The sequence below is a fragment of the Citricoccus sp. GCM10030269 genome, assembly GCF_042665635.1.
GTDB lineage: Bacteria > Actinomycetota > Actinomycetes > Actinomycetales > Micrococcaceae > Citricoccus.
The window spans coordinates 1049253-1064719 of record NZ_JBHTCV010000005.1 but is presented as its reverse complement, the minus strand read 5'-3'; the positions used below and the strand labels follow the sequence as shown (position 1 = coordinate 1064719).

Sequence of the window (15467 nt, the reverse complement as noted above, 5' to 3'; positions counted from 1 at the left end):
ATGACACAAATTCTTCTGGTGGCCGCCAGCGGCTTGGCCCGGGAAACACTCGCCTCCATCAGGTCATCCCGGCGGAACTCCGGTGGGGATGACGTGGTGGGATTCCTCGACGACGACGAGGCACTGCACGGGCTGGTACTCGACGGGGTGCCGGTGCTCGGCGGCGTGGGCGTCGCCGCCCGCCGTCCGGAGCGCTTACTGCTCTGCGCCGGACAGGGCCGTGGCCGGGCCGCTCTTGAGGACCGATTGGTGAAGCTGGGTGTGGACGAGAGCCGGTACGCCGTGCACGTTCATCCCTCCGTGATGGTCGGCGGGGGATCGCGCATCGGCGCGGGCTCTATCGTGTTGGCCGGCTCAGTGCTCACCGGTGACGTCACCGTGGGGCGTCAAACCGTGCTCATGCCCAACACGGTACTGACCCATGACGATGTCCTCGGCGACCACGTGACCACCGCGGCCGGGGTCACCGTCGCCGGCCGCGTCCACATCGGCTCGCGGTCCTATCTCGGGATGCAGGCCTCCGTCCGGCAGGACGTCCGCGTGGGACGGGACGCCGTCGTCGGGATGGGATCCGTGGTGCTCCACGATGTTCCGGACGGCCAGACCTGGGCGGGCAACCCGGCCCGGCAACTGCCGCAGAACAGTCCGCTTACGGAAGGAGTGCGATCATGAGAATCCTCGTGTGCCCTCACCAGTCCGGCATGGGAGGCAGCCAGCTCAATGCCATCGAACTGGCCATGGCCATGCGTCGGTACGGTCATGACCCGGTGGTCTTCGCGGCTCCGGGCCTGCTGACCGGACTCCTGCGGAGCGTCGATCTCGAATGGGTCGAGGCCCCCGCGCCGGAGGCTCCCGCGCTGGCCTGGTCGCGAAAGATGGCGGAGACGGTGCGCCGACACGGCATTGAGCTGATCCACGCCTACGAGTGGCGACCGTGCCTGCAGGCGGCGTTCGGCAGCGGTCGGCGGATCCCGCTGTTGATGTCCGTGATGTCCATGGAGATCCCGCGTTTTCTGCCCACGCACGTGCCGATCGTCGTCGGGACCCCGGAACTGCAGCAGCGGATGAGGGATCAGGGCCGCACCTCGTATCTGGTGGAACCGCCCGTGGACATGACCCGCTACCGCAGCACGGACGTCCCTGCCGCGCGGAGACGATGGGATATCCCCGACGAGACGCTGGTGATCTCGGTGGTCTCGATGCTCACCACCGCTCTCGAGAAGGTCCAAGGCGTCTTGGAGGCGATCCGTGTGGTGGACCGCATGGCGGCCGCTCGGCCGGTACGACTGCTCATTGCCGGCGATGGCGAGGGCCGGGAGGCTGTCGAGAAGCGGGCCGCGGCCGTCAACCACCGTCACGGCCGGACGGTGGTGCACGCCCTGGGCTTCCAGCTCGACAGCTCACCGGTCTACGAGGCAGCGGACGTGGTGCTGGGCATGGGTTCCTCGGCTCTCAAAGGCCTCGCGCACGCCAAGCCACTCGTGGTGCACGGCGAGGCCGGATTCTGGCGACTGCTCACGGAGGAATCGGCACCCGAATTCCTGCACGGCGGTTGGTATGGCCGGGGCGGGGCCGGTGCCGGCGATCTGGCCCGAGCTGTCGATCAGCTCGTGGAGTCGGCTGAACTGCGGGCCCGCCTGGGTTCGTTCGGACGTGAGCTCGTGGTCGGCCGCTACGGCCTGGACACGGCGGCAGACCGCCTGGCGGCGATCTATGAGGACACGGCCCACAGCGCCGGCGATCGCAGCACCATGGTCCGATCGCTGGTCCGGTCCGCTGCGGGGAGCGCCAGATATTACACCTCCATGCGCTTCGGGTCCGTGGTGGCCCGCGAGCAATGGGCCCGAGAAGGAGCAATCGCATGAGCATTCAGACCACCACCCAGACCCGCAGCACAGCGACCGTCCCGGCGCCCGACCCTGGAACAGAACCGCCTCTTGCCTTCGTCGATCTCTCGGCCCAACAGCGGGAGATCGATGACGAGGTCCAGGAAGGACTCCGCCGGGTCTTCGAGTCGACGGCCTTCATCGGCGGTCCGGACGTGAAGGCCTTCGAATCCGAGTTCGCGTCCTTCCTCGGGGTCTCCGAATGCGTGGGGGTCGGCAATGGAACGGATGCGCTCGAGCTGTCACTGCGCGCCGCGGGAGTTCGTGCCGGGGGAGAGGTCATTCTGCCGGCCAACACCTTCATCGCCACGGCCGAGGCGGTCAGCCGGATCGGGGCCGTGCCGGTCCTGGTGGATGTGGATCCGGACCACCTGCTCATCGATCCCGCCGCGGCGATCGAGGCCATCACCGGCCGGACTCAAGCGATCATGCCGGTGCACCTCTACGGTCAGACCGCGTTCCTGGAGCAGCTCGCCGATGGGGCCGAACGGGCCGGCGTCGTCATAATTGAGGACGCGGCTCAGGCGCACGGCGCCTCGCGGCTGGGCCGGCGCGCCGGTGGGCTCGGGCTCGCGGCCGGGACGAGTTTCTATCCCGGCAAGAACCTCGGCGCGGCCGGGGACGCGGGCGCCGTGGTGACCAACGACGCCGGCCTGGCCGCCCGAGTGCGCGTGCTCGGGGAACACGGCAGCCCGGCCAAATATCAGCACACGACCGTGGGCATGAACTCGCGACTGGACACGGTTCAGGCCGTCGTGCTGCGGGCCAAGCTGATGCGACTGGAACGATGGAACGCCCAACGCAGGGCCGCCGCTGACCGGTACGCGGAATTGCTCTCCGAGCTCGCCTCCGCCGGCACCGTTCAGCTGCCGAGCGAGGCGGAGGGCAACCATCACGTGTGGCATCTGTACACGGTCCACGTCGAGAACCGTGACCGGGTGCTGGAGGTACTGCGGGCGGCCGGAATCGGTGCCGGTGTCCACTATCCGGTGCCCGTCCATCTCACGCAGGCCTATGAGCACTTGGGACTCGCCCGCGGGGCGTTTCCCGTCACGGAGGCCGCCGCCGACCGGCTGCTTTCTCTGCCGATCTCGCCGCACATCACGGCGGCACAGCAGGAACGAGTGGTCGCGGTGCTGACCGGAGCGATCCATGCGGGTTCAGCGACCTCTTTCCCGGAGAGCGGTGCGTCGGTATGAGCCGGCGGGTCAAGCCGTCTCCGGCGCCGTCGTCGCCCCGAGTCACCGTCGTCATTCCCTGTTTCAACTACGGTCACTTTCTTCCTCAGGCCGTGGCATCGGCCCTGGACCAGCCGGGCGTCGAGGTCGACGTGATCATCGTCGACGACTGTTCGACCGACGGCAGCCAGAACGTGGCCGTGGCTCTCAGCCAACTGGACCGCCGTGTCCACACCGTCCTGCACGAGGTCAATCAAGGGCATATCACGACGTACAACGACGGCTTGGCACAGGCCCGGGGCGACTACGTCGTCTTGCTCTCGGCCGACGACGTGCTCTCTCCGGGATCGCTCCGGCGATCGACCAACCTCATGGAAGCCGAGCCCTCGGTCGGCCTGGTGTACGGATACGCACCGGCGTTCGAGACGGTGCCGCCGACCATGGGCCGCCGACGGGAGACGTGGACCGTGTGGGACGGGCTCGAGTGGATCGAACGAATGTGCCGTCGCGGGCACAATCTGATCGTCAACCCTGAGGCCGTTCTGCGGACCACGGTGATGGCCGAACTGGTCGGCTACCGGGAGGACATGCCTCAGGCAGCGGACATGGAACTCTGGATTCGAGCGGCGGCGATGTCCGACGTCGGGCGGGTCAATGGGCCGGCACAGGCCTACTACCGCGTCCACGGGAACAATATGCACCGCACCGGCCTGAGCGGAGTGGTGCGGGAGACCACTGCTCGACTCGAGGTGTTCCGGAGCATCGCTGACCTGCCCACGTTGCCGAACCACGAGCGCCGGCGCCTGGTCCAGCTGGCCATGAGCAGACTGTCCCGGGAGATGTACCGCGAGGCCAAGAGATCCTGGCGACGCCGGGACGGTCATGACCCCGTCGTCCGGCAGCTCATGGAGTTGGCCGCCGACTGTGATCCCACGATCCGCCGCGCCCGTGGTTGGGCCGCCCTGGAACAGCGGGATGACTCCGAGTACGGCTGGGCGGACCGTGTTGACGAGACGCTCTACCGGCTCACCTGGAGCCTGCGCTGGAGACGGTGGAGGCGGTTCGGGATATGAGACGCCATCGTTCGCCACGCACGTCCGTGCAGGGCTCCGCGAATGTGGGGCAGGGCATTCGGAGAGGGCTGGCCTGGAGCACCGTCAGCAGCATCGTTCTGCGACTGGGAACCTTCTCCCTGGGCATTTTTCTGGCTCGGGTGTTCACCCCCGAACAGTTCGGTCTGTACGCCGTGGTGCTCACCGTCCAGGCCGTGCTCATGACCCTGGCGGACTTCGGGCTCAGCACGGACTTGATCCGGTCCGCCGACCACCGTCGCAAGGCACCGACCGTGGCAACGTTCGCACTGGTGATCTCGGCGGTCCTGACGCTGGCGATGATGAGCGTGTCACAGCCCCTGGCGGACGTCCTGGGCGCCTCGGACGCCGGTCCCGTGCTCGCGGTGATGTCTCTGACCTTGCTGATCGCCGGCGCCGGAGTGGTGCCCTACGCTACCTTGCAGTGCACCTTCCGTCAGAAGCAGGTGTTCCTGGTCGCCGTCGTCGACTTCGTCGTCGGGACCGCGGTGATCGTCGTGCTGGTGATGGACGGTTGGGGTGTCATGGCGCTGGCCGTCTCCCGAGTTGCCGCCCAGCTCGCCGCCGTCATCGTTCAGTTCGTCCTCGTGGGGGAGCGTCCGCGGTTCGGCTGGGATGGGACGATAGCCCGCGGCGCGGTGGCCTTCGGAGTACCGGTCGCCGGAGCCAACCTCTTGTCGTGGGCGTTGCTCGGCGCGGACAAAATCCTGGTCTCCGGACTCGCGGGCGCCACCGCCCTGGGGTTCTATTTCTTGGCGTTCAACGTGGCCAACTGGCCCATGAGCGTACTCGGACAAGTGGTCCGCTCGGTCTCGCTTCCGGCCTTCTCCCGGGTCGCGGGCGGTGACCGGGACCGGTCGTTGGCCATCACCTTGGCACCGGTGTGGGGTGTGGCGGCGGTGGCCGGACTGATGCTCATCGTGCTGGCCGCGCCGGCCATCGAACTGCTGTACGGCGCCCGTTGGCTGGCGGCCGCCCCTCTGCTGATGATGCTCGGCGGCTTCGGGGCGCTGAGAACGGTTCTGGACTTGGCGACGTCGTACCTGTTGGCCCGGGGTGAGTCCGGCCGGGTCTTCTGGCTACAGGTGGCCTGGATGGCCCTGCTGATACCGGCTCTGGTGGTGTCCATTCTCGGGTGGGGCATCCACGGCGCGGCCCTGGCGCAGCTGATCGTCAGTGTGGTCCTGCTCGGCCTCTACGCGCGAGCGCTGGGCCGTGTCGGTGTGGATCTCCGAGCAGGGTGGTCCTCGTTCTGGCCGCCCCTGGCTGCCTCCGTTCCGGCAGGCGCAGCCGTCTGGTTGGTGACCTCCTTCAGTGAGCTCAGTGAGCGTGCTGGGTTTGCTGATGTCGCCGGGTTCGCCGGAGCGCCGTTGATCGAACTGCTGCTGGGCGGCCTGGTCGGCACGGCCGTCTACGCCGGCTTGCTGTGGCGATGGATGGTGGCCCGCATCGCCACAGCACGGCAGCTGGGCTCCGAGGACTTGATCGAACCCCCTATCGAACCTCGCCACGAGGGCACCTCCAGCACGTCGGCAAGCTCTTCACGCGCCTTGGAAGGAACACCATGAGCATCGACACCACCCTGAGCTGCCGACGGCGGATCCCGGTCCCCGCCCTGTGGCAGGACGAGAAGACGCGGGACGTCCCGACGCAGGCCTCGGTTCCCCTGGCCACGGTGACGGTCGTCATTCCCTGTTATAACTATGGGCGCTTTCTTCCGGGTGCCGTGGGCAGCGCGCTCCAGCAACCCGGCGTGGAGGTCAGCGTGGTGGTCGTGGACGACTGCTCCACCGATGACAGCGCCGAGGTGGCTCAGCAACTCGCGTCAGCGGATCCACGCGTTCACCTGGTCCGGCACTACACGAACCGAGGCCCGGTCGAGGCCTTCAATCGGGGAATCGCCGAGGCCGACGGAGAATTCCTCGTCCGGTTGGACGCCGACGACCTCCTGACGCCCGGATCACTGGTCCGAGCCATCCGACTGGCTCGGGAGTACCCGTCCGTGGGCTTGGTGTACGGACACCCGGTCCACTTCATCGACGGCCACGCGCTGCCCCCGGCTCGAAAGCGCGCCACCTCGTGGATCCTGTGGCCGGGTGCCGAGTGGGTGCGGGATCGCTGCGCCGACGCCCGCAACGTCATCACGTCGGCTGAAGTAGTGATGCGCACGTCGGTGGTCGACCGGGTGGGTGGACAGCAGGATCTCGCTCACACCCATGACATGGAGATGTGGCTGCGGCTCGCCTCGTTCAGCGATGTCGGCTATGTCCACGGGGCCGACCAAGCATGGCACCGAGACCACCCGGCCAGCCTGTCCGCCCGAGAAGTGGATGTGGTCGTGGACCTGATCGAACGTCGGCTGGCGTTCGAGACGCTCTTCGCCGGTCTGGCCGGAGAGCTCGACTGGGCAGACGACGCACACCGCACGGTCCGGCGGACTCTGGACCGAGAGGTGCTCGACCTCCTCGAGCACGAGATCGACGTCGACGGGGGCCGTTCACCGCGATTCGACCGTCTTCGGGCGCTTCCCGTCGAACAGACCCGGGAGAACCTGGTGCGTCGAGAGCGCATCCTGGCGCGGGCAGCACGTGACCGGTCCCTGGCGGACCACGCCGCCTCCCTGGTCCGGCGTTTCCGGGCACGGGTGAAGAATGACGCCGCTTGGCGGAACTGGCATAGGAATGGAGAGTTCTGAGATGTCGATGACCACGTACGCAGCGGCAGTCCGGTCCCGGATCAAGAACGAGGGCTGGCGACGCGCGGGCCAAGCTGTGGCCAGGCGCGGACTGAAGAGCATCAACGAAGCCTGTGGCGGTGATGAACCGACCCTGCCGATGCGACCGGAAGACGTGTACTCCGGCCCAGCGCTGCCGGAGTTGCCAGCGCTGCCCGTCGAACAGGGACGAACGGCAGAACGACTGCGGATCGGGTGGGTCTGCTTTCCGCCCAGCCGCGGCTCCGGAGGCCACACCACGCTGTTCCGGATGGTCTCAGCGATGGAGGACCGAGGGCACGACTGCACGGTGGTGCTGTACGACCCCCACTCGGATGATGTGTCCCGCCATGAGTCCACGCTGCGGCAGAGCTGGCCGGGCCTGACGGCCAGCATCGCCAGCGCGGCGGATGGACTCGACCACTTCGATGCCGTTGTGGCGAGTGGCTGGCCCACGGCGCACGTGGTGGCCGGCCGGCACGGTACCGCGGTGCCGTTCTACTTCATTCAGGACTACGAGCCCTTTTTCTACCCCCGCGGGTATCTGTACGGCCTGGCCGAGGCGAGCTATTCATTCGGCCTCCAGACCATTGCACTGGGACGGATGGTGGCCACCGAGCTGGAGGTCCAGGCGAACGTGGCCCCGGATCTGGTGGTCCCTTTCGGTTGCGACATCGACACGTATCGACTGTTGCCGGACGAGGACGGCGAGCGGACACCGCGCCGAGGAGTGGTGTACTACGCCAAGCGCACCGTTGACCGCCGTGGGTATCTGCTCGCTCGCGCCGCACTCGAGCGCTTCCACGAGGTGCTGCCGGACGAGCCCATCCACATCGTGGGAGACAGCGTCCACGGCTGGACCATTCCGGTCATCCAGCATGGTTCGGTCCCTCCGGAAGAGCTCAATCGCCTGTACAACCGGACCGTGGCGAGCCTGGCGATGTCCTTCACCAACGTATCCCTGGTCCCGGGCGAGCTGTTGGCGGCCGGCAACGTCCCCGTGCTCAACGATGCCCCCGGCCCTCGACTCGATCTGGACTCTCCGCACGCCGTCTGGGCGCCGGGGACGCCAGAGGGACTTACCGCGGCACTGGCGACCACCGTGAGCGTGAGCGAGACGACGATCGCGGAGCGTGCTCGGCGTATCGCTCAGGACCGGCAGTCGTCCTGGGCCCACACCCAGGCCCGGACAGCGGAGTTCATCGAGAGCCGTGTCCGCTTCTGGACGGCGGCACGGTCATGAGCACGCTCGCCTTGATCACCCCCTCGTACCGGCCGGATCTGGAGGGCTTCCGCAGACTGCACGAATCCGTCCGCCGCTTCACCGATGACGCGGTGACTCACCATGTGATCGTTCCCGCTCTCGACGTCAAGCATTTCCGGTCCATTGGTTCCGACCGCTTGCGCGTGTGGACCTACCAGGAGGTCATTCCTCCCGGACTGGTGGCCACCGACCGGATCGCAGACCGGATGAGGAAGATCCCGGGATGGCCGTCGTCGGTGAACTGTGCGGCCCTGAGCCGGCGCCGCCCGTGGAAGCCCATTCGAGGATGGGTACTGCAGCAGATCGTCAAAATGAGCATGGCCCATGTCCTGGAGGCGGACGTCTTCGTCAATGTGGACTCCGACGTCGTGCTGGTCCGGCCCCTGAGTGTGAGCGGACTGATGCGGGACGGCGCCGTCCGGCTCTACACCCTGGAGGACGCCGTATCACCGGCCATGGAGCGCCACTATCGGTGGTGCCGGACCGCGCACGAACTCCTGGGATTGCCGTGGGAGGGTCGTGCGACCTACCCGGACCATGTGGCGGGCCTCGTCACCTGGGACAGCGAGGTGTTGCGCCGGTGCCTGACGCGCATCGAGGCCGTCACCGGAGAGCCCTGGGCGGTGGCCGTCGCGACGCACCTCCACTTCAGTGAGGACATTCTGTACGGCACCTTCGTGCGCGCTTCCGGATCCGAGGCGGACCGCAGCTTCCAGCGTGATTCGACGCTCTGCCACAGTTACTGGGCACCGACCCCCATGGGGGTGTCGGAGGCGGAGAGGTTCATCTCCGGTTTCGACGACGACCACGTCGCCGTTCACATCCAGTCGAACTCCGATACGGACGGCTCCGTGGTGGAACGCGTCCTGACGCAGCTCAGGGCGGCGGCCTCATCATGACCATCACCCATCGGGCTGTCCTGCACCGAGGATCGCTGGCCGGGAGAACGACTCACGGGGGTGGGTCGCTGCTGTTGCGTCTTCAACTGTTCTCCCTCCTGGGTCTTCCCGGTTACCTGGTGTTGGCCCCCGTCGGAGCGTCGGGGAGTGTGCCCCAACTGCTGGCGCTGGCGCTCACGGCACTGTGGCTGGTTTCCGCAGTCTTGGGTCGTTTCAACGCCTGGGACTCCCGCCACCCGGGACGGGTCGGGCTGATGTGCTGGGTCGTTGTCTCATGTCTGAGCTATGCGGTCATGTTCGCCGGGCTCAGTGGTGCCACCGATGCGGTGGGCCGGGCTTCCGCCGACCGGTGGCTTCTCCTGATCTTCGCCGGAATGGGCCTGACCCTGTCGGTGACGCAGGTGCTCACCTCCAAAGAGGATGTCCGCAGGGCGGTGGGGTGGCTCCTGACCGGATCCTCGGTGTGTTGCGTGGTCGCGGTGATCCAGTTCACCACCGTCAGCAATCCACTCGACTGGTTCGAGCCCTTCCTGGTCGGATTCGAGAACGACGGCTCGGCCACCGTGTTTCAGCCTCGTGGTGATTTCTTCAGGGTGGCCGGAACCACGATGCATCCCATCGAACTGGGCGTGGTGTGCAGCATGTTGCTGCCCCTGTCGGTGTGGTGGGGTCTGTATTCGTCGGTGATCTCACCGTGGTTGCGGTGGAGTCCGGCGGCGCTGCTGCTGGCGGGCAATGTGGTCACCGTCTCCCGCTCGGCCATTCTCGGTCTGACCGTGACCGCGATGGTGATGATCCCTCACCTGCCAACAGTGGCTAGAAGGTGGTCTCTCATCATCGCCCCGTCCGTCCTGGTTCTGTTGTTCCTGGCCGTACCCGGGATGCTGTCCACCTTGACCGGGGCCGCCACGGCGGGCAACAGCGATCCCTCCATCTCGACGCGGACCGACGACTACCCGCTCGCGTGGGAGATGTTGGTCCAACGGCCGATCCTGGGCCACGGCCCGGGGACCTGGATACCGGACAACGTCTTCGACATCTTCGACAATCAGTACCTGTTGTCGGCGGTCACCATGGGGACCGCCGGCGTCGTCGCGTTCTTGGTCTACCTGTTGGTGCCTGCTGCGACGTCGTTGCTCGCCGCCAAACACGCTCATGACCCCGAGCTGCGGCTCCTGGCCGGCAGTGTCGCGGCGGCGATGTTCGTCGCGGCGGTGTCCGCCGGCACCTTCGATGCCATGTCCTTCTCGACCTATGCCCTGCTGACTCCCTTGTTCGTGGGCCTCGGCGGAACGGCGTGGTTGCTGGTGAAGCGGCAGAACACACCACCACCCGGGCCGATTGCGGCGCGGGCCTTCTCTACACCGACTACTCAGAGGTGAATCATGGATCCGCTTTCCGTTCTGAAGACCATGTGGACGCACAAGTGGGTGACCGTGCCCATGGTGCTCCTCATCGGGCTCGCGTGTGCATACAGCATGTTGTGGGCGCCGCGCACCTACGAATCCACGGCAACGTTCGCGCTCGCGATGCCGAAGATCCCCACGGAGCAGGAACTGGAGGAAGAGCCCTCCTTGGCGAAACTGAACGCGGACAACCCCTACCTGCGGTGGCAGGACACCTCTTTGTTGGCCCAAGTGGTCATCGACCGGGTCAACTCGGCGGAAGTCCACGAGGGGCTGGTGGAACGCGGGCTGGAGGGCGAATACGAGCTCTCGCCGCCCGACGGAACGAGTTCCGGACTGATGAAGCTGACCGTCTCCGCTGACAGCAAGCAGTCAGCCAGGGACACCGTTGGTTTCCTCAGCGCGGAGTTCAGCCGCATCCTGTATGAGGTCCAGAAGGTCAACCAGGCGGACGATCTCTACGTGATCGACGCGCTGCCGGTGAGCGGCCCCACCCCGGCGGAGGAGATCTTTTCCTCCCGTCTGCGGTCCACCCTGCTCATCGGGGCGGCCGGACTCGTGGTGCTGTTCGGAGTCGTTTCTCTCGCGGAGTCCGTTCGAGCAGCACGGCAGCGGTCACGTTCTCGAGCCGAGCAGCGCGCCGCCGGGGCAACCGAGTCGACCAAGGAAACCGGCACGTGGGTCACGGCGGCTGATCCCGCGTTGCGCGGGAACGCCCCTGACCTCCCTGTACTGGGGCGCCAGACCGCTAGCGTGCCGGTGCCGGTAGCCCCGGTACCGGACGACAGGGCTCACGGACGTGAATCACCCAAGGTCCCGGCCCACGCCGCCCGCTGAGAGGGAGTCGCCGGGCACCCGTCTCTATGGCCTGGTCCGCCCTTCGATGGCGGCCGTGGTCTTGGCGATGGCGTTCGTGGCCGGTGGCTGCCACGCGCCGGAAGGCCCTGCAGAAGGAGACGGACGAGCCGGAGTGTCGGGAGACGGCTCCTCGGCTGGCAAGTCCGTGAGCGAACCGGACGGAGGTGTGGACTACTACGGCAGGTTTGAGCACGGACTGCCCACGAGTGAGGAGTACTTCCCCATCGGACTGTGGCTGAGCTCGGTCACTGATGAGGGCCAGGCGCGCCATGAACGGGAGGCCGGACTCAACCTCTATGTGGATCTCACCGAGGATTCGAACCTGGATTTCTTGGACGACGAGCGGCAACGTGCTTTGACGTCGTGGTCGTCACCGGATTCGGCCGGTGCCGTGCTCGGGGACGAGGTCGACATGTGGGCCGGCGCCGGCAGCGGGGAATGGACGGGCAATTTCCCGGGCCAGGGGCCCATCTGCCTTGATGAGAAGCGGCCTTGTGGACTGACCGTTCAACAACAACTCGCCTCAGGAGTCGAACCGGGCGTGATGACCTATGCCAACTACGGCAAGGGCGTGACGTTCTGGTTCTCGGATCACGAGGCCAGTCGATTCGTCAGCGGACCCCAGGATGTGGTCTCGGCGGACAATTACTGGTTCACGGACCCGAACATCTGCGCCGTTCACGAAGGTGGCACCACGCTGCCGGAGCCACGGGCTCTCACCGCGTCGGAATGTCGCCTTCCAGCCAACTACGGGTGGACGGTTCAACGATTGAGGAACCTCATGGAGCCCCGCGGCAGTAAGCCGGTCTGGGCGTTCATCGAGATCGGCCAACCGTTCCAGGACGGGACGGAAGCCCCTCCCAGTGTGGCTCAGATCCGCGCGGCCGTCTGGAGCAGCCTCGTTCACGGAGCACGGGGAATCGTCTACTTCGGTCACAGCTTCGGGGGGCCCTGTCCCACGTTCCATGTGCTCCGGGACTGCGGATCAGCACTCCTCGAGGGAGTGAGTGACATCAACGCGGAGGTCACGTCGATGGCTCCGGTGCTCAATGCGCCGACCATCGAGGGTGCCGTGCAGGTGGAGGGCGATGTGGACGCCACGGTCACCTGGCATCAGGGATCCCTCTACATCCTCAGCACTGCTGCCAGCCCCGAACCCGGAGGCGCGAGGTTCCGTCTTGACTGCGTGCGGGACGCGACGGTGAACGTCGTCGGTGAGAATCGGCGTCTCACCGTCCACGATGGCCAGTTCACCGACGGGTTCCCGGACGAGACGACGGTGCATCTCTACGAGATCGCCGCTGACTCCTGCGAACCCTGAGCCACCCCGGGCTGGGCCCCTCTGCTGCTCTCGTCACGTTCCCAGACCGTCTCTGCGGCCGTCCGGAGATGGCGTGAGCGGTGATGAAGGCGCGGGGCCATCGCCAGTGAGCCGTAGGACAGCGCATCCATGATGCTCACGGGACCTCTGACGGACCGCACCAGTTCCCACGCTGTCGATCGGCTGGTGCCGGTGGTCGACACCGAGGCGGAGTCCCCACGGCCGGTCACCGCCACGTCCGCCTCCTGAGCTTCTCGTTGCTCAGCGGGGCCGCGATGGTTTCGGCGCAGCACCTGCAGCAGCGACGAGACGTTCCGGGGCGTACGCACCAGGACCGGCGGAGTGGCCACGATGGCTTTCTCCTGGGCGGAGAACTGCTGGTCCACGAAGTAGTCGTCGGCCGTGACCTCCGGAAAGCGTCCGAACCTGGCGTGACCGGCCTCCGTCAGTCCGAAGACGCCGGCTCCCCACAGTGCCCGTGTGGTGCTCGGCAACCGACGCCGCGCTCGGTAATACGCTCGGACGGGCAGCGAGGCCCCGGTGTCGTCGTATCGGAAGGACGGACGGGCGGCCAGCACGGGATCCCGCAGCTGTTCCAGGAGCTTGCGCAACGCCGTCGGGCTGATCTCCGTGTCGGCGTCCAGGTACACACGCGGCCATTGGGTCGCCCGGTCGTCTCCGGTATTCATCGCCGCCGTCTTGGACGGTACGGGAGACTCGATCACCTGGACGCCCGGAACAGCGGCCGCCAACTCGGCCGTGGCGTCCGTGCACCCGTTGCAGACCACGATGACTTCGACTCGCCCCGTGCGCAGGACGGGGTCCAGAGCGGCGAGGGTTCGCGAAATCACGGCCGCCTCGTTGTGCGCGGGAATGATGACGGCGCCCCGGGGAAATCCGGTCAGCACCTTGGCGGGGTACTGGGTGGCCGTCGGGCCCGGAAGGGTGTCCCAGCGGGCTTCGTCGCAGACGGCTCGCAGCACTCCTCGTCGTTCCGGACGATGGCTGCGCAGCGTCTCGTGGAGGGTGATCGCCAGACGGTACAGCGACGGAATCGGCTCTGGGTGATACTTCGCGACGTACCGCAGGCGGTTCACGGCCATCAGAGCGGTGAGCTGGGGCGACGATCCCGAGCCGGAGCCGGCGTGCATCATGACCGCGGAGGGCTCATAGCGTGCCACTGCGCCCAGCTCCCGCGCCCGCCTGAAGAAGTCGACCTCTTCGGAGTACAAGAAGAACTGTTCATCCCAGTCGCCGATGCGCCGGGCCGTTTCGCTCGCGACCATCACGGCCGCACCCGTGGCCCAGTCCACCTCGTGACCGAACTGGTAGCTCTCCGGGGCCGCATCGATCTCGGCCAGGGCGGAAGGACGCTGAGGCCAGCACGAACCGAAAACTGCATCGCCGAGAGCCCGAGTGACGCTGGGCTCGCGGCGCAGCGAGAGTTGCGTCTCGCCGTCCGGATCGACGAGCCGAGGCACCACCACGTTCGCCTCACCGGAGCGGATCTCGGCGAGCAGTCTGGCCACCGACCCGGGCAGCACCTCGAGGTCGGGGTTGAGGATGAGCACCGCCTCGGACTCCCCGGCGGCGCGGTTCGCCGTGTTGATGCCGGCCGCATACCCGAGGTTGCCACCCGTGGGGACCACCACGACGTCGGGATGGGCGCGTAGTCGTTCAACGGTGCGGTCCGTGGAGTCGTTGTCGGCCACGATGAGTCGCAGTCGGATGCTCGAGGCCTCGCGGCGCAGACTCGCCACGAACTGATCGATGGCGGACTCGCTGTTATAGGTCACCGTCACGACGGCGACCTCCGCTCGGCGCCCCGGTGAGACGAACGACCCCATGCTTGCGGTGGTGTGGCTCTCTGCCCGCCGCTGCGGAACCAAGGCGGTCGCCGTCGTCACCGGTTCACGGGCACCGTCAGCGGTGTCGCTCGGTGAGAGCAGCCTGCTGTGCCGTCGAATCTGGACCAGACCAGGAGGATCGTCCAGAAGATAGCGCCTGGCCAACCGCCGGGGTTCACGGGCCAGCCGCCAGGCCCACTCGAGACCGTTCTCACTGGCCAGCCGAGGAGCGCGCTGGATGGCGTCGGCCAGGAAGTCGACGACGGCCCCGAAAGCGAGCAGCACCGTGGCTCCCGTCGAGGGGCCGTAGCGGGAGATCCAGAGTTCTTGCCGCGGTTTGCCGAGGCCGACGATGAGCAGTTGCACACCGGCGTCGGCGATGGACGCCGCCAACCGGAGGGACGCCCGCTCATCCGCCAGTTCACTGCGGTCCGGAGACCACATGCCGGCGATGACCAGGCCCGGGCGGGTGCGGACGAGTTGCCGCGACAACAGGCGCTGGACCAGATAGGAGCCTCCCAGGAAACCGACGGTGACGCCCTCTGCCTCCGCCGCATCCAGCAAGGGCCCGATCAGGTCGCTCCCGGCCAGTCGCGGCCAGGGGCGGCCGGTGAGTCGCTGAGCCTGGGCCACCAACGGCGCCCCGTCCAGAAGCGTGAGCCAGTCCACGCGGGCCGCCTCACCGCGGACGTCCGTCAGGGTGGGGCGCAGAGAGTCGCCCAGCGTGCGCCGCCATCGGCCGTCGTGACCGAACTGGACCACATGGTCCAGGTTCGCGGACACGACGGCCAGCGGTGGGTCACCGGCCCGCCCCGGGTCCGCCGGCCGGTCGGCCGCCGCCGGCTGGGCGGTACGGGAGAGGATCGATTCGACGGCGGCCTGCTCGTCCATGAGGTCGATCACGAGGCCCCCGAGATCGATACGGGCGTCGACGCGTGTCTCGGCATGGGTCATGGCCTGGTCCTCCAGGGCTTCCGGTGGCGAGTGGTGGTCCGGTGCCGTGG

Annotated in this window: 12 protein-coding genes; 11 read left to right on the top strand and 1 reads right to left on the bottom strand. The window is 67.3% G+C overall.

Annotated features, from left to right (window positions below; all coding sequences use genetic code 11):
* From ACFQQD_RS11985 to ACFQQD_RS11935, 11 genes are read left to right on the top strand one after another with little or no spacing between them, the layout of a single operon-like run.
* Entirely contained in the window at positions 1-672 is a 672-nt protein-coding gene (locus ACFQQD_RS11985) for an acetyltransferase (protein WP_378090124.1), read from the top strand.
* Positions 669-1865 (top strand): glycosyltransferase family 4 protein, encoded by a 1197-nt coding sequence (locus tag ACFQQD_RS11980; RefSeq protein WP_378089609.1) that lies wholly within the window; start codon positions 669-671, stop codon positions 1863-1865. Before ACFQQD_RS11985 ends, ACFQQD_RS11980 begins: the two co-directional genes overlap by 4 nt.
* Positions 1862-3085 (top strand): DegT/DnrJ/EryC1/StrS family aminotransferase, encoded by a 1224-nt coding sequence (locus tag ACFQQD_RS11975; RefSeq protein ID WP_378089607.1) that lies wholly within the window; start codon positions 1862-1864, stop codon positions 3083-3085. Before ACFQQD_RS11980 ends, ACFQQD_RS11975 begins: the two co-directional genes overlap by 4 nt.
* The gene (locus tag ACFQQD_RS11970) at positions 3082-4137 is read left to right on the top strand and encodes a glycosyltransferase family 2 protein (protein ID WP_378089605.1); all 1056 of its coding nucleotides are present in this window, start codon (positions 3082-3084) and stop codon (positions 4135-4137) included. The genes ACFQQD_RS11975 and ACFQQD_RS11970 overlap by 4 nt, the downstream gene beginning before the upstream one ends.
* Positions 4134-5723, top strand: a complete 1590-nt coding sequence (locus ACFQQD_RS11965; RefSeq protein ID WP_378089603.1) for a lipopolysaccharide biosynthesis protein — start codon at positions 4134-4136, stop codon at positions 5721-5723. Before ACFQQD_RS11970 ends, ACFQQD_RS11965 begins: the two co-directional genes overlap by 4 nt.
* Positions 5720-6850, top strand: a complete 1131-nt coding sequence (locus ACFQQD_RS11960; protein ID WP_378089601.1) for a glycosyltransferase family 2 protein — start codon at positions 5720-5722, stop codon at positions 6848-6850. The genes ACFQQD_RS11965 and ACFQQD_RS11960 overlap by 4 nt, the downstream gene beginning before the upstream one ends.
* Before the next feature lies 1 nt (position 6851).
* Positions 6852-8111: a glycosyltransferase family 1 protein gene (locus ACFQQD_RS11955; protein ID WP_378089599.1), complete on the top strand. Its 1260-nt coding sequence runs from the start codon at positions 6852-6854 to the stop codon at positions 8109-8111.
* Complete coding sequence (locus tag ACFQQD_RS11950) at positions 8108-9031, top strand: DUF6492 family protein (protein ID WP_378089597.1); 924 nt, start codon at positions 8108-8110, stop codon at positions 9029-9031. The genes ACFQQD_RS11955 and ACFQQD_RS11950 overlap by 4 nt, the downstream gene beginning before the upstream one ends.
* Positions 9028-10413, top strand: a complete 1386-nt coding sequence (locus ACFQQD_RS11945) for an O-antigen ligase family protein (protein WP_378089595.1) — start codon at positions 9028-9030, stop codon at positions 10411-10413. The genes ACFQQD_RS11950 and ACFQQD_RS11945 overlap by 4 nt, the downstream gene beginning before the upstream one ends.
* 3 nt (positions 10414-10416) lie before the next feature.
* Positions 10417-11274, top strand: a complete 858-nt coding sequence (locus ACFQQD_RS11940; RefSeq protein WP_378089593.1) for a chain-length determining protein — start codon at positions 10417-10419, stop codon at positions 11272-11274.
* The gene (locus ACFQQD_RS11935) at positions 11237-12616 is read left to right on the top strand and encodes a hypothetical protein (RefSeq protein WP_378089591.1); all 1380 of its coding nucleotides are present in this window, start codon (positions 11237-11239) and stop codon (positions 12614-12616) included. The genes ACFQQD_RS11940 and ACFQQD_RS11935 overlap by 38 nt, the downstream gene beginning before the upstream one ends.
* Here ACFQQD_RS11935 and ACFQQD_RS11930 read toward each other — a convergent pair.
* Positions 12583-15417 (bottom strand): WecB/TagA/CpsF family glycosyltransferase, encoded by a 2835-nt coding sequence (locus tag ACFQQD_RS11930; RefSeq protein ID WP_378089589.1) that lies wholly within the window; start codon positions 15415-15417, stop codon positions 12583-12585. The genes ACFQQD_RS11935 and ACFQQD_RS11930 overlap by 34 nt on opposite strands.
* Between the last annotated feature and the right edge of the window lie 50 nt (positions 15418-15467).

Bases quoted from the DNA above. Each gene is read 5' to 3' on its own strand.
- ACFQQD_RS11985 (WP_378090124.1), top strand. From the start codon at position 1: ATGACACAAATTCTTCTGGTGGCCGCCAGCGGCTTGGCCCGGGAAACA.
- ACFQQD_RS11980 (WP_378089609.1), top strand. From the start codon at position 669: ATGAGAATCCTCGTGTGCCCTCACCAGTCCGGCATGGGAGGCAGCCAG.
- ACFQQD_RS11975 (WP_378089607.1), top strand. From the start codon at position 1,862: ATGAGCATTCAGACCACCACCCAGACCCGCAGCACAGCGACCGTCCCG.
- ACFQQD_RS11970 (WP_378089605.1), top strand. From the start codon at position 3,082: ATGAGCCGGCGGGTCAAGCCGTCTCCGGCGCCGTCGTCGCCCCGAGTC.
- ACFQQD_RS11965 (WP_378089603.1), top strand. From the start codon at position 4,134: ATGAGACGCCATCGTTCGCCACGCACGTCCGTGCAGGGCTCCGCGAAT.
- ACFQQD_RS11960 (WP_378089601.1), top strand. From the start codon at position 5,720: ATGAGCATCGACACCACCCTGAGCTGCCGACGGCGGATCCCGGTCCCC.
- ACFQQD_RS11955 (WP_378089599.1), top strand. From the start codon at position 6,852: ATGTCGATGACCACGTACGCAGCGGCAGTCCGGTCCCGGATCAAGAAC.
- ACFQQD_RS11950 (WP_378089597.1), top strand. From the start codon at position 8,108: ATGAGCACGCTCGCCTTGATCACCCCCTCGTACCGGCCGGATCTGGAG.
- ACFQQD_RS11945 (WP_378089595.1), top strand. From the start codon at position 9,028: ATGACCATCACCCATCGGGCTGTCCTGCACCGAGGATCGCTGGCCGGG.
- ACFQQD_RS11940 (WP_378089593.1), top strand. From the start codon at position 10,417: ATGGATCCGCTTTCCGTTCTGAAGACCATGTGGACGCACAAGTGGGTG.
- ACFQQD_RS11930 (WP_378089589.1), bottom strand. From the start codon at position 15,417: ATGACCCATGCCGAGACACGCGTCGACGCCCGTATCGATCTCGGGGGC.